Raw genomic sequence first — 18,624 nt, 5'->3', positions numbered from 1 at the left:
GTGTCGCCCGCTCCCGGTGCCGCGAGCCAGGCCGGCGCGCGACGGCGAATGCGTGCACGACGTGGTCCAGGGTGGGTCCGAGGACGGGTGCGTACCCGGGGAGTGGTCGACCGGCTGCGCTCCTACACCGTCCCCCCTGTGCCCGGCCGCGGCGAGGCGTCGCAGGGCAGCCCGTCGAGGGCGGCTTGGACGTCGGGCGCGCGCAGGCCCGTGGCGACGCTTGACCGGCCGAGGTCGACGTACGCCTGGAACGAGTCCGCTCGGTAGAACTGGTAACCGGTGCCCGTGTGCGGGAACTTGCGGATGCACCGGCCCGCCGCCACGACGTCGTCCGGAGTGTCGGCGTCCAGCCCGATCCGAATGACCAGGAGCGGCGCCCCGGAAGCGTCGCGTGAGCCTCCCGAGGAGTCGACCGCGATGATTACGCGGCAGTGCCTGCGCAGGATGATCGTCGGCGCACCCGCACCCGCACCCGCACCCGCCCCCGCACCCGGCGCCGCCGCCTACGAGGCGCGCGACGCCAAGGTGGACGACGGCTTGGCCGCAGCCGTCGGCATTCACCCGCGCGTCCTGATGATGCTCACCGAGGCCTACCGGCACAGCAAGGCTATGCGGGTCTGAAATTTCGGAAAACCCGGGAATGCAGGGGCTTCAGCCGGGCAGACGCGGGTTCGGAGGTTGATAACTATGGTTCCCCTGATAGTCGTTCTGTTGCTCGCCCTGCTTCTGTTCGGTGCCGGATTCGCTTTGAAGGCGCTGTGGTGGATCGCGGTGATCGTTCTGGCGGTCTGGCTGCTCGGCTTCATCATCCGGCCGGCTGGCCACGGGGGCCGTAAGGGCCGCTGGTACCGCTGGTAGGACCGGGGATGGCGTGAATCGGGGTGGGGCCAAAAGTTTGGTCCCACCCCGGCCCATGACCTACTTTTCCGTCGCACGGTGTGGATTTCGCATATGCGACGGGAATGCGCTGACTGTTCACCGACGGGCGCGGCAGGGGAGCATGGCCTTCTGCGACGAATCCGTCGGTTCTGCTTTACGCGGAGAAGTCGAGGGCCACTGCTGCCAATGGGCCGCCCCCGCGCCGTCGAGGCGGCGTCCGGCTCGGTCCGGCACGGCGCGCGAACTCGGCGGTGTGATCGTCTGATGGTCGGGTAGCAGTACCGGCGCACGGCGCCCTGACGACGGGGCGCCCCCGTCATTCGAGGAGGCGTGCGATGCTGCTGGCCCACCCTGCCGTTCTCACGGCCATGGTCGACGAGTACGAGGCGCTGGCGCTGCTGGGCGCCGAGCAGGGCACCGAGGAAGTACGCCGCCGCCAGGAGGACTTGGCGTACACGCTGTGCGTGTCGACCGGGACCTCCGACGTCGACGCCGCCCTGATCGCCGCCCGGTTCCGGCTCTCGGGAGCCCGCACCGAGGACGACTCCGTACTCCAGGCCTGACCACGCCCCGCGCCCGCGTACGGCATCCGGGCCCGCGTCGGGCACCCCGCCGCGCGATCGGTCCGCCCCGGCCGGGTCTGATCCTTGGCACGGGTCAGACCGAAGGCGCGTAGTCCCCTCGGCGCACGAAGGAGATCGCCCTGTGCACTGCGGCCCGTAGCCGGGACCGCGGCGGGGCGGCGGCCCGGGAGCGGGGAGGGGCGGGGGTGGCCAGTGAGCGGATCAGCCTCATGCACCACTGATGTTCGGTTTTCATGCCGTTCATGCCCAATCTGGCGGCGGCACCGAAGATGCGGGCAGCAGCGGGTCAGGCAGTGGTGATGCGGACCAGCGAGGCGTGGAGGCCGCGGTTGGCGTCCTCGGCATCGGTGTACTGCCCGGCGGTGGGTTCAACCGTGCCCGTATCCGGGGCCGCCGCCCTCGTCGGGCAGGGCGCGCCAGTGCGGGACGGGCGCCATCGCGGTGGCGGCCGCACCTCTGCCGCAAGTCCGCGCGGCACGCGCGGTTCGGCCGCGTCGCACGTGTGGTTGCTTTGGACCGCGGATCGGCGGCATGCCGTGGCGGTTACGGGGCAGGGTCGGCAGGCGGTCGGCAGCGGTCGGCGCCGGACTTCGGGCGTCGGCTGCACGGCCCAGTCCCCTGACAGTCGTCGCGAAGGAGTTGCCATGTCGGCCAAGTTCGAGGTGTACCTGGACCATTCCGGTCAGCACCGGTTCCGGCTCAAGGCGGCGAACGGCGAGATCATCGCCGTCGGCGAGGGGTACACGACCAAGAGCGCGTGTCTGCAGGGCATCGAGTCGGTGAAGGCCAACGCGGCCGGCGCGTCCGTCGTGGAAACCGACGACTGACCGGCCCTCGTGGTCGCGCCGTTTCCTGGACCGGAGGTCCGGCGTCGACACTCCCCTGTCGCGGGGCCGGCGGGGCGATGCCGGCGACCGGGGGCTGCCGGTGAGTCCCACATTGCACACGGGCAGGTACATGGCCCTGCAGTCGGCGAGGAGGTCGGGGTGTTCGAGGGCTTCGAGGAGACGCGGCTCGACGTGGGCGAGGCGGCGGTGTTCGTCCGCTTCGGCGGCGAGGGGCCGCCTGTGGTGCTGCTGCACGGGCACCCCCGCACGTCGGCGACTTGGCACCGGGTGGCGCCGCTGCTCGTGGCGGCCGGCCACACGGTGGTGTGCCCGGACCTGCGCGGCTACGGACGCTCCGCGGGCCCGGAGTTCACCGCGGACCACGCCGGGTACTGCAAGCGGGCGGTCGCCGCGGATGTGGTCGCGGTCATGCGGCGCCTGGGGCACCCGCGGTTCGCCGTCGCCGGCCACGACCGCGGGGGTGCTGTGGCGCTGCGCCTGGTGCTGGACCATCCCGCGGCCGCCTCACGGGTGGCGTTCCTGGACTGCCTGCCGATCACCGAGCATCTGTCGCGGATCACGCCCGAGTTCGCCACCGCGTGGTGGCACTGGTTCTTCTTCGCGCAGCCGGACGTCCCCGAGCGGGTCATCACCGCCGATCCCGACAGTTGATACCGCGGCGACCCCGAGACCATGGGCCGGGAGAACCACGACGAGTGGCGCCGAGCCGTACGCGATCCGCGCGTGGTGCGCGCGATGCTCGAGGACTACCGCGCCGGCCTGACCCTGGACCGCCGCCACGAAGAAGCCGACCGGGCCGCCGGAACCCGCATCACCTGCCCCACCCTGGTCCTGTGGTCCCTGCGTGACGACCTGGAGGACCTCCACGGGGACCCCCGTGCGGTGTGGCGCCGCTGGGCGGACGACGTCCGCGGACACGGCATCGACTCCGGCCACCACGTGGCCGAACAAGCCCCCGAAGCCCTGGCCTCCGCACTTGCCGACTTCTTCGCCCCCGAATCCGAAGGCGACGCGCCTCCCTGCCCGGCGGGTGGGAGCGGGGTCCGGGGGTAGCGGGGCGGTTCGAGTCCTTTTGTGTTGTGACGAGTTGAACTGCCGTGGCGCAGACCGCGGAGTCCGCCGAGGCAGCGTCCCGCTACGTGCCGTCCACGACCAATGGACGCCGTTCGCGGACTTCCAGCAGCTCAGGGGGAGTTCGAGCCCGGAGGCCAGTTCGACGTCACGCACACCCTCCGGTGACGCAGATTGCCGGGGTGAAGCGGGGGAAGGCCCTTCTTCCACAGCTTGGGTCTGATCCCCCATTACAACCGCCCCCGCCCCCGCCGCGGCCGCTCTCACCGGTCTGCCCGAGACCGAAACCGCCGCGCCCTTGGCGTAGTTGGCGCGCGCCCACCTGGGCGAGGAGGTGCGGTCCGGCTGCTACAACATGCACGACCTCCTGTGGGGTGTACACGAGATTTGGCAGCCGCGCGCGGCTGTTGATCTCAGCGCAGACCTTGGACGGCGTAGAGGACGCCCACACCGGCGGCGACTGAGCCCAGCAGGTACCGCAGGGCGGTCTCGGGCACGCGCGGATGGAGGGCAGCGCCGAGGTATCCGCCGGCCAGCCCGCCGAGCCCGCAGGCCAGTCCGGTCCACCAGTGCGGAGCGACGTCGCCGCTCGCCGCGAGAGACAGCAGCGCGAACGTCGCCGCCCCGACCACGGACGTGACAAAGGTGGCCGCCAGCGCCGCCAGCGCCGCCGGGGCGACGAGGGCGACGGGCATGCCGCGGCCTACCAGGATCGGGCCGAGCAGGGAGCCGCCGCCGATCCCGTAGATGCCGCCGGCCACACCCACGGCAACCGCCAGCCTGCTCGTGGTGCGCGGCGAAGGCGGGCCAGCCGGTCCGCGAGCAGGCGCGGGGCTGCGCAGGGTGCGCCAGCACAGCCACAGGCCGAGCGGCAGCAGGAACGCCGCGACGAACAGGCGGAAGACGCGCGGCCCGGGGACCGCGAACACCCGGATCACGGCGCCGACCACCACTCCGGGGACCGTGCCCGCGATCAACAAGCGCGCCAGGGGACCGCTGAGCTGCCCGGACTTGCGGTAGCGCCACAGCGCCCCGGGGCCGGCGACGACGTTGTAGAGCAGGTTCGTCGGCGTCACCGCTGGACTGGGCACGCCCAGCACGCTGACCTGCACCGGCAGCAGGAACACCGCCCCGGACACGCCTACGGGCGCAGTGGCCACCGAGATCAGCAGCCCGGCCACGAGCCCGAGCGCCACCGTTGACCAGTCCACCGCGCAGGCTCCCCACATTGATCCCCGCGCAAGTATCGACCGGCCCGCAAGACGTCAACCCGCCAGGTGCCTCTGAATCCCGTGCACAGCAACCTCCGCACGACCGAGGCGACTCCCGAACTCGTGCCGAGGTGCCTCCGGAACTCGGACTCTGGCACACGTGGCTCTATGCATGAGCGTCAGTAACGTCTGCTCATCAGTTCTGGGCTGCAGGCGCGTTCCACGCGTACGCGGCTGAGCACATTCACCTGAACGCCGGCACCTGCAAGTCCACGGCCACCCCACCGCAGCCCCGCCCAGGATGCCCCCGCCCCGTCCGCCAAACGGCCACGCCCCCGGGCCACTGAGTGACACGGCGGCCGAGATCGCCAACAGCATCACTTATGTGGACCCACTGCAACGGTTGCCGGCTCTGGATAAAGGCTCGCTGTGCACAGGGCGCTCCTCTACCGTGAGCCGGAGCGGGATGGCGCGCATTCTCGCAGGCTGCGGTGCCGTGGCAGAGCGGCCCATTGCAATCGACGTGGGCGAGGCCCCGCTCACGGCGACTGACGGAGACGGGGCGGACCTGCCCCTATCTGTCCGCGGGTTCGAATCCCGTCGGTACCGCAGCCGACCTGTGAGCTTGTCCAGCGCACCCCGTACGACGCCGATCCAAGCCACAAAAGTCGCGCCAGTACCCGGACTCGCAAACTGTCGACGGTCGCGTATTTCCCCACCCCTGAGTTCAGGTAATTCCCCAGGTCCCCATGTGTTGGCGTTAGGTTGACTGGGGTCAACGCGGGTGCTGGGGCTGACAACTGTGGGCCCTGCCGGGCCAGGGGGTAGCGCCGTGACAGCGGTCTTTCTGCGGGACTGGGACGTCTTTGCCGGAAGGTGGGCACTCTCGGTCGAGAGTGGTGAGCTGTCCGAACGGCCTGCCGGGGAGTCGGACGGGAATGTGGGCTGGGTGTCGCTGAACGCGCGCAGCGGTGCGGGCGGCACCGATCCGTCGTTCTGTGCGGTGTATGCGGACGCGTCGGGTTTGTGGTTCCAGGCGGGGAGTCGGCGCTGGCGGGTCGACGACGACGTCAGGTTTGTTCGTGACGCCCATGAGCGGCCGGGCGCCTGCCGGTTCAGCATCGTGGTGGGTTCCCAGGTGGCGGCATCATGGGGCTATTCCGGCCCGCTGGCCGACCCCGTCAACCAGGCGGACCCGGCGTTCGACGGCATGGAGGAGGAACTTCAGGACATCAGGCTTTTCCTCGCGAGGGTCGGCAATGACCCCGAGTGGCGTCGCCGGTTCGGAGTCAACCGGAACCTGGACTGACACGGAGCCTGGTTGCGCGGTCCGTCCGCCTCTCGTGAGGTGGTGGCCCCTCGGGGCCGGGGTCGTGACGCTCTGTCCCCGGCCCCGAGAGCGGCCCTTGTTACTTGATCGTGGGCTTGGTGGGTTTGTCGGCGGGGTTCTTGGGGCGCTTGTTCGGTCGGTAACTGGGGCCGTTCGTGATGACCTGGTGGCTGGTGTTGATGAGCCGGTCCAGCAGTGACTCGGCGATGACGGGGTTGGGGAAGAGGGGATACCAGTCGCTGGGAGCCCGGTTACTGGTGACGATCAGGGAGCGGACGCTTCCGGGATCTCGTCCACGGCGGCCACTGGTTCGGCGAGGCCGAGGCCGACGGCCACGACGGCCACGACGGCCACGACGGCCACGACGGAGACAACGGATACCTCGAACCCCGGTCCTGACACGGCATCCGACGGCGCAGGTCGACGTGGCCCGGTCGCAGGAGCAGGACCGCGGCCTCGCGCCTGCCAGTCCGTGCCGGTCCGCCCGTACTGCCGTTCGCACCGCCGCCGCGGTGACGACGATGCGCACGGCAGCGTGACGGTGGTCGCCGGCGTTGAGGCAGGCGTCCCGGCTCAGGGCTCGACGGCGCCGACTCGGAGTGAAATCGGCGGTGCGGTCAGGATGCCTGAGGGGCGAGTTCCCTGACCGCGTCGACCATGTCCCCGACAGTGTCGAACGCTTCGATGTCGTCGTGCGAGAAGGCAACCTCGAACTCCTCGCTCACGCGCAGCGCCAGCCCGGCCACCGCGAAGGTGTCCATGCCGAAGTCGTCGGCGAATCGCGAACGGGCGTTCACCTCTGCCTCGGGGATGCCGGTTTCGTCGGCGACGACTGCGATGACGCGGTTCTCGTACGCGGTCACGGGTTCCTCCTTGGTTGCTCGCACCGGGACGGGCGCCCGGCTCCCGCCCAGTACCACCCTTGGCCGCCGTGAACGCGTGGCGTGATCGCACTGTGACTCTCGGAGAGGCGTGCATGGGTGCGGGACCTGCTGGGCCGGCCTCGGCTCCGAGGACCGCGCTGCCGCCTTGTGCAGGGGGGCGCCCGTCCTCAGCCGTCGGCGGGGGCGTTGGCTTTGCGTAGGGCGACGGAGGGTGTCTCGGCAGCAGCGCCGAGAGCATCGTCCCCTGCATCGGCGCCAACACCGGGGTTCGCATGGCGCTGCACACGCCTGACTGCGAACCGCGGCCGCACCCGCGGGGCGATCGGACGCGGGGCGGCCTTACGTCAGTCGGTGCGGCGCATGAGTCGGTCTGCGGGATCGGGATCAGGTCGGGCCACGCGGCCGCCGGCGGGTCCGCGCGGACGGGACCTGCGCAGTCGTCGCGCGAGGATGCGGAGCTCGTCGGTGTCGGCAGCGTCGGCGAGGCTCGGGAAGAGCCGCGCCTCCTGGCCGGTCACATGGTCCTGGGCGTCGACGACCAGCTGGGACAGCAGTGCGTCGAACCGGGCATCGTCGGGGCTTCGGCGGGCCAAATCCCGCAGCAGGTGGTCGATCCGGTCCTGGCCACCGAGTTCGCGCGCGGCGAGAGCCTGCCCCTCGGGGATCCGCCGCCGGACCGCGGGACGCAGGAACCGGGCTTCGGCTCGGGCGTGGACGGCCAGTTCGGCGGCGATCTGGTCGGCGAGGTGTTTGCGGCGGGGGTCGCCCTACGGCGTCGCCTTGATCCGCCCGCACAGGCTGTCGATCCTGCGGTGCTCCTCGACGAGCTCGGCTATCAGGTCCTGTTCGGCCATCATGACGCTGCCTCGCGATCCCTTCTCATTGTTCCGACCCCGCCTGGGGCCTGCGGTGGCACGGCGTCCGGGGAGTGTGCAGAGACGCTTTATGAGGCCGCTGCCCGCGCCTGACGCGATTACCCGGCATGGGAGTCCGGATCCAGGCTGTGGCGGTAGTGGGACGGGAGCCGCCTCGATCCGCTATTCGAAGGCCCGCCGCGATGCGGGCGTGGCCCCGGTCAGGCGTCGGTGAGTTCCGCGGTCTGGATCGACTTGATGCCGTTCATTCACGCAGACTTCGACTCGTACGCTTCGCCGGCGGCGATGATCCGGCCGCTGGCGGCCTTGAGCCGGAAGCGTAGTGCCCGCCCTGTCGGTGTGGACATCGAAGGTGCCTGCCGCGGGACCCATCTCATCCTGAAGGCCGGAATGCGCATGATCATGCCTTTCGGCAGGCTACGTCCGAGCGAGGGTGTCGGCATCCGGATCGCGGCGCCTCAGCCCGTGGCGACCTTGTACTCCAGGAGCCACTGCACGACCTCGACGTGATGCCGCGCCTGCATCGGGTTGGCGCCCCACACGTACATCCCGTGCTCCGCGACGACCACGGCCGGGACGCGCTCGTCGAACACGGCCGCCAGGCGGTCGCCAAGACAGGCCATGTCCTGGCTGTTGGCGATGACCGGGATGACGACCTTCTCGTCGTGCGCGGAGCGGCCGATGCCCTTCAGGATCTCCAGATCGGAGAACTCGATCCCGCCCGGCCACCGCGCGCCCGCCCGTACCGCCTCGATCGTGTGCACGTGGAAGACGGCGCGTGCGCCGCTCAGTGCGACGACGCGAGCGTGCAGGGCCGCCTCGGCGGACGGCTTGCGGGGTGCGCCCGGGCCCTGGTCGGCGGCGGCGACGGTGCCCGCGCCGTCGACCACGACCACGTCGTCCGGGCCCAGTTCGCCCTTGTCGATGCCGCTCGCGGTCACCGCGAGGCGGACCGGGTCGGAGGATATGACGACCGACAGGTTGCCGGACGTACCGCGCATCCACCCGAGTCCGGCAAACCGCGCCGCCTCACGCGCGAGCACCGCACCGGCCGCAGCACGGTCGGCGGCGGTCACCGCGGGGGAATCGGGGGCGGCGGGTACGGCGGCGGAAGTGGTCATGCTGGAGGGTCCTTTGCGGATGATGTGAGCAACGTCGGTGCCGGGGCACCGGTTTGGGCATCGTCGGATCCGCTGTCCGCTGCCCTCCCGCAAGGGACGCCCGTGCGCCGAGTTCCGGCCGCCGGACGCGTGTTCATGCCCTCCCAGGCCCGTGCGTGTCGCACGAGTGCTAGGTCGTGTTCCTTCGGATTTTGGTCGGTCGATGATCGGGTGGCGTGTAGCGGTCACGGTACTGCGGGTGCCCGCAGGGGTGTCGGAAAACCAGCAGCCGGCAGGGCGCCCTACCGCGTGGCGCGGGGGCGTGGCGAGGCGCGGCGCGGCGCACAAGGCGGTGCCCGGTTCAGCCGCCTTCGATGCCGGTGGCGGTGTGCGAGGTGCCGACGGGCTTGGATTCGGGGGAGCCGCGCTGGCGCAGGTAGATCGACAGGACTGCCATGGAGGCGATGGCGAGGAACTCGGACTGCCAGTTCTGCAGGGTGCGGGCCCAGAAGTCCGCGGAGACCACGTACTGCGACCAGTCGACGGGGGCTTGCAGGTCGCGGAGGCGTTGCTCGTTGTAGGCGGCGACGCCGGTGATGGACTGCGCGAGCCACGACAGCACGAAGATGCCGCCCATGACCAGTCCCAGCGAGCGGGAGAACAGTCCCTGCCGCCACCCCGTGGCTCTGGCCCAGGAGGGGGAATCGGGCCCGGCGTGCGGTCCGACCCGCTGGTCCTTGTCGCCCTCGGTGCCGGCGGTCCCCATCTTCTTCGACTCGGGGGAGCCGCGTTGCAGCAGCCAGACCGTGGCGGTGATGTACAGGAAGAACTGCAGGTACTCCGACTGCCAGTTCTCGGTGACGTCGACCGCGAAGTCGGACGAGGAGACGTACTGCCAGAATCCGACCTGCGCGAGGCCGTCGACGGCGAGCTGGGAGTTGAACTCCGCGCGCCCGGCGAACGCCTGCCCCACCAACGCGCCCAGGAATGCCAGCAGGAACGCCAGCCCAAGCCCGTTGTCGCGCAGGAACCCGGTGACGCGCGCCGCTCCGTGGCGGTCTTCGTGGGAGGCGGGGCGAGGGGGCGGTTCATCGCTGCATCAGTCCAATCGCGATGAAGTAGGCCAATCCGCCGGCGATGACCGCCAAGCACAGGGTGAACATCGTCCGCATGGCCGGATCACCGTCCCTTGAGTGCGCACCGGTACGGCCGGTCGCCCGGTTGCTGTTGGCAGCCCGCGGCGGTGACCTTCCACCCGGAGGGGAAGTGCGCCAGGAACACGGTGTCCTGGGCGAAGACGGCCATGGCCTCCCCGTGGACGTCGGTGTGCCGGGCCCGGCCCGCGTCGGGCAGCTCCTGCCCGCCGAGGGCCTGTGGACAAGGGGCCTTGTTGTTCTGCTCGAGTTCGTCGCGGCTGGCAGGCGCGAGCGCCTCGCAGGCCGCGGCCCAGTCCTGAGCCTGCACAGCCTGCCTGAAATGCGCCGCGGCAGCGGCAGCACCGTCCCGGAGTTCCGACAGGTCCGAGCAGCCGCACACCCCGACCAGCGCAAGCGCGGCGGCTCCGAAGGCCGCGAGTATCGGAAGGATCCGCCTTGCCACCCGTCTGCCCTTCTGCCGCCGAATAGGACGCAGGTTCCCGACCCAGAGCCATAAAACACGCATACCGCGTATTTCTGCGCCTGGCGTGGCACGTGCTGTTTGGCGCTGCGCGCGCCGCTCCGGGTCTGCTCCGCACCGGCATCGAGCCCTCCGTCCGCGGCACCGAGGCTTGGCCGGCCGCTTCTCGGTCCCGGACGCCGACTCGCGGGCAGTAGCTCTTCGGTGGGACGTATCCCGCTCGGCGGGTAGGGGATGGTTGTACTCGGGCACGGCGGCACCGCCGCCGAGGAACCGACCGCGGGCCACCGCGAGGCTGCGCAAACAGGCGCCGCATGCCGTTCGCGAGTGGGCAGCGAGACCAGAGGTGCTGCGATGACCACCGTGAACCCTCCGCCGCCGGCGGGTCCCCGAGACCCCCGCGCCGTGCGCGGGCAGCACATCGACGGCCCGTTGACCCGCGAGACCGTCCTCTGCGCTCTGCGCGACGTGCGGTGGCCCGCCCGGGCGCCCGAACTGCTCCTGGCCGCACACCGCTGTACGCCGCGCGCGGACCTGCTCGCTCTTCTGACCGGCTTGCCGGACGGCGTCTACCTCGGCCCCAACCAGGTCAGCCGCGAACTGTTCGGCCCCCACGGAGCTTGCGAACTCGGGCCCTGACCACGGCCGGTGACCAACTGCGCCGCACGGCTGCACGATCGGGTGCCGGAACACACCGCGACGCGGTGGCCATCCGCCCTGGAGTGAGAGCGCAGGGGTGCAAGAGCTGCGGCTCTTGGCACCCCTGCGGTCCCAGCGCGCCCCCGGATCGGAACAGGAGGCGATGAACGCGAACTGTGAGTCTCCAAGCCTCTGTGGTGACCGGGCCGTCGCAGCCGACCGGGCGACGCCTTCGGTAGCGCTGGTGCTGTGACCGGGAAGTCTGTCGTTCAGAACGCCAGGCGTGCTCCTGCCGGCCCGGCAGCAGGCGCCTCGACCGGCTTTGACGGTGACTGGGGCCGGTCTAGTGCGGATGGCCGGTCGGCTCGGCGAGAACCTGCTTGGTGGTCTCACCTGCGACCAGGGCCCGGGGTGACGTCGGCGGAGCTGCGGTCAGTGCGGTCTGCGTGCCTGTTTCGGGACCGCTCGTGGCCGGCGCAGGGTGGCTGGCATCGGCGTCGAACGCGCTCGGCCCGGGAGCGGTCACTGCGTCATGTCCGGGGTCTGAGGGGGGTGTTGCGTGGTGTGCTGCTGAGGTCGAGGGGTGAGGTCGTTCCAGCGTGCCGCAGCGGCCGGACAGACAGCGTGGTGCCATGTCACCGAGTCCCCTTGGTAGCGCGGGCTGCCGAGGCGGCGGGCAGCGCGACGCGGTCCGGGCCCGGCTATGCCGGGGCGCGGCAGCAGGGGCAAGTCGGTACGGCGTCGGGTACGAGGGCGTGGTCCATCGGGTTCCGTTTCCGGCGCGGGCTCAGGGCAGCAGCGGCCGAAAGTCGGCGGCCCGGCGCTCCGGGCGGCGCAGCTCAGGGGCTGGGTGGGGTGTGGGCGAGGCGGCCCAGGACCGCGGAGCAGGCCTGGCCGGGTCCGGCGACGGCCACCCCGGCGGGAAGTGCGGCCACCGCGGTGAGCACGTGTGTGGGGCGTTGTTGCAGGTAGCGACGTCTGCGAGGTGATCTGGCCGGACCGGGTAGGCGGCTCCGGTCAGCATGCGAACTAGCTCGTCGGCGGGGCTGATGGCGCTATCTGAAAATCCCCACAAGTTGCTGAGGGACGGGACGGACATGCTCGATGAAGTTCCCCAGCCGGTTCGGCTACCGGATCGGCTGCGTAGGTCCGGAGTCATCTACGGCCGCGAAATCCGGCAACATTTCGAGGCTGGTTCGGCGGCAGACTGGCGTGATGGATCATGGTCAGGAGCAGCGGCTTCCGGGTGGGAACGTCAGTGGCGGGGTTGTTCGCGTCGGGGACACGGTCCGTCGGCCTGCGGGGCCGTGGACGCCGGCGGTGCATGCCCTGCTGACGCACCTGTACGACGTCGGGTTCCGGGCGGCGCCGCGCCCGCTGGGGATCGACGAGCAGGGGCGCGAGGTGCTCACCTACGTCCCCGGACACACCGTGTGGCCCGACCGGTTCGCTCTGCTCGCGTCCGAGGCGGGGCTGGTGCGCGTGGCTCGGCTCATCCGGGAATTCCACGACGCGGTGCAGGGCTTCACTCCGCCGCCCGACGCGCAGTGGCAGGTGCTGGTGCCCGCGGAAGGCGCGGACATCATCGCCCACCACGACCTGGCGCCGTGGAACCTGGTGGTCGACGGCGAAAACGCGTGGACCTTCATCGACTGGGACACCGCCGCACCCGGCAGCCGCCTGTGGGACGTTGCCTATGCGGCGCACGGCTTCCTCCCGCTGTCGGCGAACCCGCAGTGGCAGCGTGCCGACTCCGCAGCCCGGCTGCGGGTCTTCGCCGACGCGTACGGGCTCGACGAGGCGCAACGACGTGCTCTGGCACCCCTGTTGGCCCGCCGCTGCGAGGCCATGTACGCGTTCCTGCGCGTCCAGGCAGCCCGGGGCACGGAGCCCTGGGCGACGCTGTGGGCGGAAGGCCACGGCGAGACGTGGCGAAGCGACGCCGAGTACACACAGCAGCGCGAAGACCGTTGGGAGCATGCACTGCTCGACGGCTGAGCACGGACTCCGAACAAACGGACATCCGGTTGATTGTTGCCCGGTCAATCAACTGAGGAGCGTCAGCAACCCTGGGGACTTTCAAGGAGCCTCATCAGAGCGAGGGGGCGGGTGCCGTTGGTGGGGTCATGACGCCTCCTCGGTCGGGTCCGCGCGGCCGGGCGGCACGGAGGAGGGGAACAGGGGCCGGGTCTGGGTCATCTCCAGCAGGCCCACCATGCGGGTGCTGGGGGCCACGGTCAGCACGCCGCCCTGCCGGAGGAGCCGGCGCCGCGCGTCGAGCAGGACGTGCAGGCCGCAGCTGTCGATGAACCGCACGCCGGTCAGGTCGACGTGCAAGTGGCGACAGCCGGTGTCCAGAGCCTGGTCAAGGGCGGTGTGCAGCACCGGCGCGCTGTCCATGTCCACCTGCCCGACCGCTCGGACGCACGGACCGTCCCGGCTCGTCAGTACAGCCGCTTTCAGATCGACGACGGGCCGATGGCGCCTCGGCAGACATCCGTGGCGGCGTACGGCGGCTGCGCCGGTTGCGGGATGCTTTCGAGTGATGGATCTGTTGGCCACTGGGACACACCCCCAGTCGGGCTCGGGTTTTCGGCAGCCCCCTTCCATCCACCCTGAAACGCTCCGTGCCGCAGGTCAACGCCTATAAGCGAAGAACTTTGCACGTATCGAGGTGCATGTGTCCGGCGTAGCATCGGTGCCATGACCGAAAGTGGCGGGCGTGAGTGGACGTTCCTCACCAGTCATGCCCGCGTGCTTGTCCACGTCGCCCGCAACCCCCAGGCGCGGATCCGCGACATCGCCGACGCATGCCTGCTCTCCATTCGGGCCGTCCAGCTGATCCTCGACGACCTGGAAGAAGCCGGCTACCTCACCCGGCAGCGCACCGGCCGCCACAACACCTACCGCGTGACTCCGGGCACCCACATGCGCCGCGCCGCCGACGGCCCCCGCACCGTCGCCCTCGTCCTCGACCTGCCCGAGCAAACCGACCACTGACAGATGCGCGAGCCGCTCGCGTGTCCTGCCGTGGCAGGACCGAGGGACCACGCGAAGCGCGTCCGTGTGCCGCGGCAAGGAGCTCTCCGACGCCCGCCCATAGGGTTTGTCGTGATCGGGGTGGGCAGCCGCCGATCATGACACTGTTGCTCCGTACTCCGGGGATGTATCCGCCGCAGGCCGACACTTGGCTGCTTGTGGACGCCTATCTGCGGCAAGAGGATCTGCACGGGGCACGCACCGTCTTGGATGGCACCGGGACCGGAGCGGTGGCTCTGGCGGCCGCCGACGTTTCCGATGCGGACTGCCGCGTCACCGACGTGGACATCGCCCGCGCCGCGGGCCGTCCCGTTCCTGGGATGCCGGGACGGACGGCCGGCTCGTGCTGGACCGCCTGTGCCGGGGGCTGCCGATAGTCCTGGCGCCGGGCGGCAGCGTGCTGATCGTCCACTCCTCGCTGTGCGGAGTCCAGGACACGCTCGACCTGCTCGCATCGCTGGGGCTCCGATCCCGCGAGGTCGCGCGCCGCACCGAGCCCTTCGGGCCTGTCCTCACCGAGCGGGCACCCTACTTGGAGCAGGCCGGGATCATCGAACCCGGTTGCCGGGAAGAGCAGTTGGTCGTCATCCGTGCCGACGCCGGCGATTGCACCGGCCTCTAGCACGCCACGCGCGCGTCTCCGGGAGCCCAGCGGGGGCGGCAGTCCGCGCCGGCGGGGCAGTCGCGGTGTTGGATCGCGATCTGCCTGCGTTGGGCGTTGGCGGCCTCGAGCAGGGCCGGGCGGGTGAATCTCCCGCGCGGCATCGGTGCGGTGCGGCTTCCCAGGTGCCTGGAGTTCCACGATTGCGGGCAGTCCGGTGCCGCGCCGTTCGGCGGTGGCCGAGCCGGAGCCCAGTCGGAGCCGAGTCAGAGGAGCCCGCCGTGTTGGAGCGCGTCCGCCGCAAGGACACCACCCAGGTCACCTTCATCCTGCCGCCCGACCCCGCCTGCCCCGCGGTCAGCGTGGTCGGCGACTTCAACGACTGGACACCCGGCACCCACGAACTCCAGGTGCGGAAAGACGGCACCCGCGCGGTCACGGTGGCGGTGCCGGATGCGGGGCGTACGCACTTCAGGTACCTCGCCCACGGCGGCCACTGGTTCGACGAGGCCGACGCCGACGGCCACGACGGACACAACGGCTATCTCGAGCCCGCCCGCGTGTGACTCGGCAGCAGCAGCCGGCCACGCCGGGGCTGCGGGGCGAGGTCCAGCGCCGGGCGCGGGCTCAGCCGCATGAGCAGGACTGCGGCTGAGCCTGCGCCCGCGCGTATGCCAGGACATCCACTGGTTTGCTGATCGGCGGATGGCCGCCGCTTCAGGCAGAGGCGATTCAGTACGGCTCGTACGGCTCGTACAGCTCGTACGGATCGGTCTCGCACGCGTGGTCGACCGCCGTTCTCGGCAATGAAGAACCTGTCTGGGCGGCTCTCCGCGGCAATCCGGCGAAACGCGGTCTCCCTCGATGCGCGGTCCGGGACGGGCGGGTCAGTCGCCGCGCAGGCGCAAGAAGCGGGCGGTGGCGTGGCGTCCGGTGCTCAGGGCGACCTCGACGACGAGCGGATCGGCCAGGGGGAAGACCTGGCCGTGCTCGGGGTCGCGGACCGGGGTGCCGAGGCGGCCCGCGGAGGCGTCGGCGATCTGCCTGGCTTGGCGGGTGTCCAGTTGCGGGGTGGTCGCGATCGTGCGGCCGTCGGCGAGTTCGAGCAGGAGTGTGCGGGGGCGCCGCGCGGTGCCCGCGAAGCCGAGCAGGCGGGCGTCGGTGCTGTCGCTCCGGCGGTGTTTGAGCCAGCGGTGCGCGGCTGCCTTGGGCCGGTACAGGGTGGCCATGCCCTTGCACACCAGCCCTTCGATGCCTGCTGCTGCGAGGGCGTTACGCCAGTGGAGGGCTTCGTCGCGATCGCGGGTGGCCATGACCTGTTCCAGGGGCGGCCCCGCCCCGGTCAGGACGTCGGTGAGGAGCTCGAGGCGTTCCGCCAAAGGGTGTTGGCGGAGGTCGCCGTGTTCGGGGTGGGCGAGCAGGTCGAAGCAGATGTAGGAGACGGCCACGTCATCGGCTTCGCGGGCGGTGCGGGTGCGCAGCAGTTGCTCGAAGGCGAACACGCCGTCGACGGTGGCGACGATCTCCCCGTCGAGGACTACGCCTTCGGGCAGGTGGGCGATGGCGTCGGCGAGCAGGGGGAATCCGGGGGCGAGGTCGCGGCCGGTGCGGGATTGCAGCATGGTGCGGCCGGGGCCGCGGGCGAAGGCGAGGGCGCGGAATCCGTCGAGTTTGAGCTCGTACCGGGTGCCGCCGGGCATGGCGTCCTCGGCCGGCACTGCGGCGGCCTTGCCGGGCCGCATCACCTCGATCGGCGGTTCCAGCACGATCCGCCCGGCCGCGGGTGCAGGTCGGGGCGTGGGCGCGGTGGTGCGGGCGTGGGAGGGCCGCCGCATGGGCGGTGGGGGCTGGGGGAGCGAGTGGGCGCGGCGCGGGTTCAGGAGCGGAGCCAGGAGGTCGCCCAGGTCGGTGATGCGGTCCGGGACCTGGGTGATGTCGAAGGTGAGGTCGTCGGTGCGGGTCGCGTCGGCGAGTTCGTCCCAGGCGACGGGCGTGGAGACGGTGGGGGCTTCGCGAGCCCGGACGGTGTAGGGGGCGGCGGTCGTCTTGGCAGCGGCGTTCTGCGACCAGTCCAGGAAGACCTTTCCGGCGCGGCGGGCTTTGGCCATCGACGCGATCAGCAGCGCGGGGTACGTGGCTTCGAGTTCGGCGGCCACCGCTTTGGCGTACGCGGACACCTGGTCGGAGGGGGTGTCGGCGAGGGGGACGAGCAGGTGCAGGCCCTTCGATCCGGAGGTCTTGGCCCATGCCTGCAGACCGTCCGCGGCGAGGCGTTCGCGCAGCATGAACGCGGCGTCGCGGCAGCTTAGGATGTCGGCTCCGGGGCCGGGGTCCAGGTCCCAGACCATGCGGTCGGCCGTCGCGTACTGCTCGGCGTGCCATTGGGGGACGTGGAGTTCGAGGGCGGCGAGGTTGGCGGCCCACATCAGCGTGGCGAGATCCTCGACGAGGATTTGGGTACGGGTGCCGTGGGTCTTGGACGGCACGGTCGCGGTCCGCACCCAACTGGGGGTGCCGGGCGGAGGGTGCTTGGCGAAGAACTGCTGCCCGCCGGGCCCGTCGGGGTAGCGGACGAAGGAGACCGGCCGGTCACGCAGGTGGGGGAGCAGGGCGCTGTGGATCTGCCGGTAGTAGTCCAGCAGTTCGGCCTTGCGGGTGCCGGTCGCCGGGTAGAGGACCTTGTCGAGGTTGGTCAGGACCAGGCGCCGCCCCTCGACCACTGTGACGGGCATCGGCTTCTCCTCCTGGGGACGACCTCGATATGCAGCGTCACCTGCGGCCCCTGCGGGTCGGCGCAGCCGCACCGTGCAGGCGTCGGCGGCTACACCCGTCCGGGGTAGCGCCGCGCCCGCAATCCGCCCGCGGGACGGCCGCTCGCCGGGCGGTCATGATGCGGCGCGGACGGCGTCGAGGAGTTCGCCGCGGTTCATCTGCGACCTGCCGGTGATCTTCATGCGGCTCGCCCGGTCGTACAGCTCCTGCTTGGACAATTCGCTCAGCCCGGCGCCGGTCGCCGCCTTCTTGGTGGGGCGCTTGCCCGTCACGGCCTTGCCCTTCCGGCGCGACTTGCCGGTACGGTCGCCTGTGCTGCCGGCTTTGCTCCGCGGGGCCGGGCTGCGCCCGCTGCGGGCGGCTGGGCGGCCGGCCCTGTCGCGGGGTGTTCCTGCGCGCTCGAGGCTGCGGCGCAGGGCATCCATGATGTCCACGACGTCCGTGGCCTTCGGCGCGGGCTCCGCCTCGGCGATCTCCCCGTCTTCGGCTTTGGCGTCGATCAGCGCGCGGACCTTGGCCTCGTAGGTGTCGCGCCAGTCGGCGGGGTTCCAGTCGATGGTCATGGCGTCGACGAGCTGCCGGGCGGCGCGCAGTTCGGGTGCGGGCGGTTTGCCGCGGCGGGGAAGGTCGAGCTGTTCGCCGGGGTCGCGGACCTCGTCGGGCCAGTGGAGGGTCTCCGCGGTAATGACCTTCTCGTCGGCCCGCAGCGCGACCAGGTACTGCTTGCCGCGCATGACGAACGTGGCGATGCCGGCCTTGCGGGCGTCGTGCATGGCGGTGCGCAGCAGGGTGTAGACCTTGGCGTAGGGGGCGCCGCGGGGTGCGAGGTAGTAGGTGCGGTCGTAGAACACCGGGGCGATGTCGTCCTCGTCGACGAACCCGCTCACGTCGAGGAGTTCGGATTTGCCCGGTGCGATCGCGTCGAGTTCGGCGGGTTCGACGAGGACGTACCGGCCGCCGAGGTCGTAGCCCTTGACGATGTCGTCGTAGTCGACTTCCTTGCCGGTGCGCTCGTTGACGCGCTGGATGCGGACCCGGTCGGAGGTCCCGCGCTGGAGCTGGTGGAAGTGGGTGGTGTGCTCGCCGGTGGCGCTGTACATGCCCACCGGCAGTGTCACGAGCCCGAGGGATACCACTCCGCTCCACACCGCGCGTGCCGGCATCGCGGCTCACC

Annotated in this window: 23 protein-coding genes, 1 tRNA gene and 2 pseudogenes; 13 read left to right on the top strand and 13 right to left on the bottom strand. The window is 71.0% G+C overall.

The features are described 5' to 3' along the window. Positions 1–122: 122 nt before the first annotated feature. On the bottom strand, positions 123–323 hold the full coding sequence (locus LZ495_RS08290; RefSeq protein ID WP_235051350.1) for a hypothetical protein: 201 nt from the start codon (positions 321–323) through the stop codon (positions 123–125). Between the two features lie 94 nt (positions 324–417). Here LZ495_RS08290 and LZ495_RS08285 point away from each other — a divergent pair, with 94 nt between their 5' ends. The 5 genes and pseudogenes from LZ495_RS08285 (at position 418) to LZ495_RS08265 (ending at position 3,364) form a co-directional block, all read left to right on the top strand. Beyond that, entirely contained in the window at positions 418–621 is a 204-nt protein-coding gene (locus LZ495_RS08285; RefSeq protein WP_235051349.1) for a hypothetical protein, read from the top strand. A gap of 66 nt (positions 622–687) precedes the next feature. Next, positions 688–858, top strand: coding sequence for a hydrophobic protein (locus tag LZ495_RS08280; protein ID WP_235051348.1), 171 nt, complete (start codon positions 688–690; stop codon positions 856–858). Between the two features lie 356 nt (positions 859–1,214). Next, the gene (locus LZ495_RS08275) at positions 1,215–1,442 is read left to right on the top strand and encodes a DUF5133 domain-containing protein (RefSeq protein ID WP_235051347.1); all 228 of its coding nucleotides are present in this window, start codon (positions 1,215–1,217) and stop codon (positions 1,440–1,442) included. Between the two features lie 665 nt (positions 1,443–2,107). After that, positions 2,108–2,290 (top strand): YegP family protein, encoded by a 183-nt coding sequence (locus LZ495_RS08270; RefSeq protein WP_235051346.1) that lies wholly within the window; start codon positions 2,108–2,110, stop codon positions 2,288–2,290. Between the two features lie 159 nt (positions 2,291–2,449). Next, a pseudogene (locus LZ495_RS08265) lies at positions 2,450–3,364 on the top strand (alpha/beta fold hydrolase). Between the two features lie 431 nt (positions 3,365–3,795). Here LZ495_RS08265 and LZ495_RS08260 read toward each other — a convergent pair. Continuing rightward, positions 3,796–4,593 (bottom strand): sulfite exporter TauE/SafE family protein, encoded by a 798-nt coding sequence (locus LZ495_RS08260; RefSeq protein ID WP_235051345.1) that lies wholly within the window; start codon positions 4,591–4,593, stop codon positions 3,796–3,798. Positions 4,594–5,083: 490 nt separating this feature from the next. Here LZ495_RS08260 and LZ495_RS08255 point away from each other — a divergent pair. Both LZ495_RS08255 and LZ495_RS08250 read left to right on the top strand, forming a co-directional pair. After that, positions 5,084–5,202, top strand: a tRNA-Arg gene (locus tag LZ495_RS08255). Between the two features lie 340 nt (positions 5,203–5,542). Beyond that, a complete protein-coding gene (locus LZ495_RS08250) occupies positions 5,543–5,902 on the top strand; it encodes a hypothetical protein (RefSeq protein WP_235051344.1) in 360 nt (119 codons plus the stop codon). 100 nt (positions 5,903–6,002) lie between these two features. Here LZ495_RS08250 and LZ495_RS44740 read toward each other — a convergent pair. From LZ495_RS44740 to LZ495_RS08235, 3 genes and pseudogenes are all read right to left on the bottom strand, one after another. Continuing rightward, positions 6,003–6,197: pseudogene (locus LZ495_RS44740) on the bottom strand (ATP-binding protein); the annotation flags it as partial. A gap of 343 nt (positions 6,198–6,540) precedes the next feature. Beyond that, positions 6,541–6,786: an acyl carrier protein gene (locus tag LZ495_RS08240; RefSeq protein ID WP_235051343.1), complete on the bottom strand. Its 246-nt coding sequence runs from the start codon at positions 6,784–6,786 to the stop codon at positions 6,541–6,543. A gap of 365 nt (positions 6,787–7,151) precedes the next feature. Continuing rightward, positions 7,152–7,529, bottom strand: a complete 378-nt coding sequence (locus tag LZ495_RS08235; RefSeq protein WP_235051512.1) for a hemerythrin domain-containing protein — start codon at positions 7,527–7,529, stop codon at positions 7,152–7,154. On the opposite strand from LZ495_RS08235, the gene LZ495_RS08230 reads away from it, so the two are divergent. Beyond that, a complete protein-coding gene (locus tag LZ495_RS08230; protein ID WP_235051342.1) occupies positions 7,413–7,775 on the top strand; it encodes a hypothetical protein in 363 nt (120 codons plus the stop codon). The two genes, LZ495_RS08235 and LZ495_RS08230, sit on opposite strands and share 117 nt — an antisense overlap. Before the next feature lie 155 nt (positions 7,776–7,930). On the opposite strand, the gene LZ495_RS45245 is transcribed toward LZ495_RS08230, so the two are convergent. The 4 genes from LZ495_RS45245 to LZ495_RS08215 all read right to left on the bottom strand — a co-directional run bounded on the left by LZ495_RS45245 (position 7,931) and on the right by LZ495_RS08215 (position 10,381). Next, entirely contained in the window at positions 7,931–8,029 is a 99-nt protein-coding gene (locus LZ495_RS45245) for a DUF1508 domain-containing protein (protein WP_372498542.1), read from the bottom strand. Between the two features lie 111 nt (positions 8,030–8,140). After that, positions 8,141–8,803, bottom strand: coding sequence for a methylthioribulose 1-phosphate dehydratase (gene mtnB, locus LZ495_RS08225; RefSeq protein WP_235051341.1), 663 nt, complete (start codon positions 8,801–8,803; stop codon positions 8,141–8,143). Between the two features lie 340 nt (positions 8,804–9,143). Next, the gene (locus LZ495_RS08220; RefSeq protein ID WP_235051511.1) at positions 9,144–9,809 is read right to left on the bottom strand and encodes a DUF6766 family protein; all 666 of its coding nucleotides are present in this window, start codon (positions 9,807–9,809) and stop codon (positions 9,144–9,146) included. Between the two features lie 152 nt (positions 9,810–9,961). Further along, entirely contained in the window at positions 9,962–10,381 is a 420-nt protein-coding gene (locus LZ495_RS08215) for a hypothetical protein (protein ID WP_235051340.1), read from the bottom strand. A gap of 372 nt (positions 10,382–10,753) precedes the next feature. Between LZ495_RS08215 and LZ495_RS08210 the strand changes: the two genes are divergently transcribed. Continuing rightward, positions 10,754–11,038 carry a DUF2795 domain-containing protein gene (locus LZ495_RS08210; protein WP_235051339.1) on the top strand — a complete coding sequence of 95 codons (285 nt, stop codon included), beginning with the start codon at positions 10,754–10,756 and terminating at the stop codon, positions 11,036–11,038. A gap of 343 nt (positions 11,039–11,381) precedes the next feature. Here LZ495_RS08210 and LZ495_RS08205 read toward each other — a convergent pair whose 3' ends face one another. Then, positions 11,382–11,564: a hypothetical protein gene (locus tag LZ495_RS08205; RefSeq protein ID WP_235051338.1), complete on the bottom strand. Its 183-nt coding sequence runs from the start codon at positions 11,562–11,564 to the stop codon at positions 11,382–11,384. A 689-nt stretch (positions 11,565–12,253) separates the two neighbouring features. Between LZ495_RS08205 and LZ495_RS08200 the strand changes: the two genes are divergently transcribed. Next, positions 12,254–13,036 carry a phosphotransferase enzyme family protein gene (locus tag LZ495_RS08200; protein WP_235051337.1) on the top strand — a complete coding sequence of 261 codons (783 nt, stop codon included), beginning with the start codon at positions 12,254–12,256 and terminating at the stop codon, positions 13,034–13,036. Positions 13,037–13,162: 126 nt separating this feature from the next. On the opposite strand, the gene LZ495_RS08195 is transcribed toward LZ495_RS08200, so the two are convergent. Further along, a complete protein-coding gene (locus LZ495_RS08195; RefSeq protein WP_235051336.1) occupies positions 13,163–13,648 on the bottom strand; it encodes an STAS domain-containing protein in 486 nt (161 codons plus the stop codon). A gap of 93 nt (positions 13,649–13,741) precedes the next feature. On the opposite strand from LZ495_RS08195, the gene LZ495_RS08190 reads away from it, so the two are divergent. From LZ495_RS08190 to LZ495_RS08180, 3 genes are all read left to right on the top strand, one after another. Beyond that, the gene (locus LZ495_RS08190) at positions 13,742–14,038 is read left to right on the top strand and encodes a helix-turn-helix transcriptional regulator (protein WP_235051335.1); all 297 of its coding nucleotides are present in this window, start codon (positions 13,742–13,744) and stop codon (positions 14,036–14,038) included. Positions 14,039–14,420: 382 nt separating this feature from the next. Next, the gene (locus tag LZ495_RS44735; RefSeq protein ID WP_308267754.1) at positions 14,421–14,699 is read left to right on the top strand and encodes a class I SAM-dependent methyltransferase; all 279 of its coding nucleotides are present in this window, start codon (positions 14,421–14,423) and stop codon (positions 14,697–14,699) included. 260 nt (positions 14,700–14,959) lie between these two features. Continuing rightward, positions 14,960–15,244 (top strand): early set domain-containing protein, encoded by a 285-nt coding sequence (locus tag LZ495_RS08180; RefSeq protein WP_235051334.1) that lies wholly within the window; start codon positions 14,960–14,962, stop codon positions 15,242–15,244. A gap of 321 nt (positions 15,245–15,565) precedes the next feature. On the opposite strand, the gene ligD is transcribed toward LZ495_RS08180, so the two are convergent. Both ligD and ku read right to left on the bottom strand, forming a co-directional pair. Beyond that, positions 15,566–17,410 carry a non-homologous end-joining DNA ligase gene (gene ligD / locus LZ495_RS44730; protein WP_308267752.1) on the bottom strand — a complete coding sequence of 615 codons (1,845 nt, stop codon included), beginning with the start codon at positions 17,408–17,410 and terminating at the stop codon, positions 15,566–15,568. A 153-nt stretch (positions 17,411–17,563) separates the two neighbouring features. Next, positions 17,564–18,613, bottom strand: a complete 1,050-nt coding sequence (gene ku / locus LZ495_RS08165; protein WP_268822482.1) for a non-homologous end joining protein Ku — start codon at positions 18,611–18,613, stop codon at positions 17,564–17,566. Positions 18,614–18,624: the final 11 nt, after the last annotated feature.

The organism is Yinghuangia soli, assembly GCF_021502675.1.
Lineage (GTDB): Bacteria > Actinomycetota > Actinomycetes > Streptomycetales > Streptomycetaceae > Yinghuangia > Yinghuangia soli.
This window is presented reverse-complemented; position numbering and strand designations above follow the sequence as displayed.

Bases quoted from the DNA above. Each gene is read 5' to 3' on its own strand.
- LZ495_RS08285 (WP_235051349.1), top strand. From the start codon at position 418: ATGATTACGCGGCAGTGCCTGCGCAGGATGATCGTCGGCGCACCCGCA.
- LZ495_RS08280 (WP_235051348.1), top strand. From the start codon at position 688: ATGGTTCCCCTGATAGTCGTTCTGTTGCTCGCCCTGCTTCTGTTCGGT.
- LZ495_RS08275 (WP_235051347.1), top strand. From the start codon at position 1,215: ATGCTGCTGGCCCACCCTGCCGTTCTCACGGCCATGGTCGACGAGTAC.
- LZ495_RS08270 (WP_235051346.1), top strand. From the start codon at position 2,108: ATGTCGGCCAAGTTCGAGGTGTACCTGGACCATTCCGGTCAGCACCGG.
- LZ495_RS45245 (WP_372498542.1), bottom strand. From the start codon at position 8,029: ATGTCCACACCGACAGGGCGGGCACTACGCTTCCGGCTCAAGGCCGCC.
- mtnB (WP_235051341.1), bottom strand. From the start codon at position 8,803: ATGACCACTTCCGCCGCCGTACCCGCCGCCCCCGATTCCCCCGCGGTG.
- LZ495_RS08210 (WP_235051339.1), top strand. From the start codon at position 10,754: ATGACCACCGTGAACCCTCCGCCGCCGGCGGGTCCCCGAGACCCCCGC.
- LZ495_RS08200 (WP_235051337.1), top strand. From the start codon at position 12,254: ATGGATCATGGTCAGGAGCAGCGGCTTCCGGGTGGGAACGTCAGTGGC.
- LZ495_RS08195 (WP_235051336.1), bottom strand. From the start codon at position 13,648: ATGGAAGGGGGCTGCCGAAAACCCGAGCCCGACTGGGGGTGTGTCCCA.
- LZ495_RS08190 (WP_235051335.1), top strand. From the start codon at position 13,742: ATGACCGAAAGTGGCGGGCGTGAGTGGACGTTCCTCACCAGTCATGCC.
- ligD (WP_308267752.1), bottom strand. From the start codon at position 17,410: ATGCCCGTCACAGTGGTCGAGGGGCGGCGCCTGGTCCTGACCAACCTC.
- ku (WP_268822482.1), bottom strand. From the start codon at position 18,613: ATGCCGGCACGCGCGGTGTGGAGCGGAGTGGTATCCCTCGGGCTCGTG.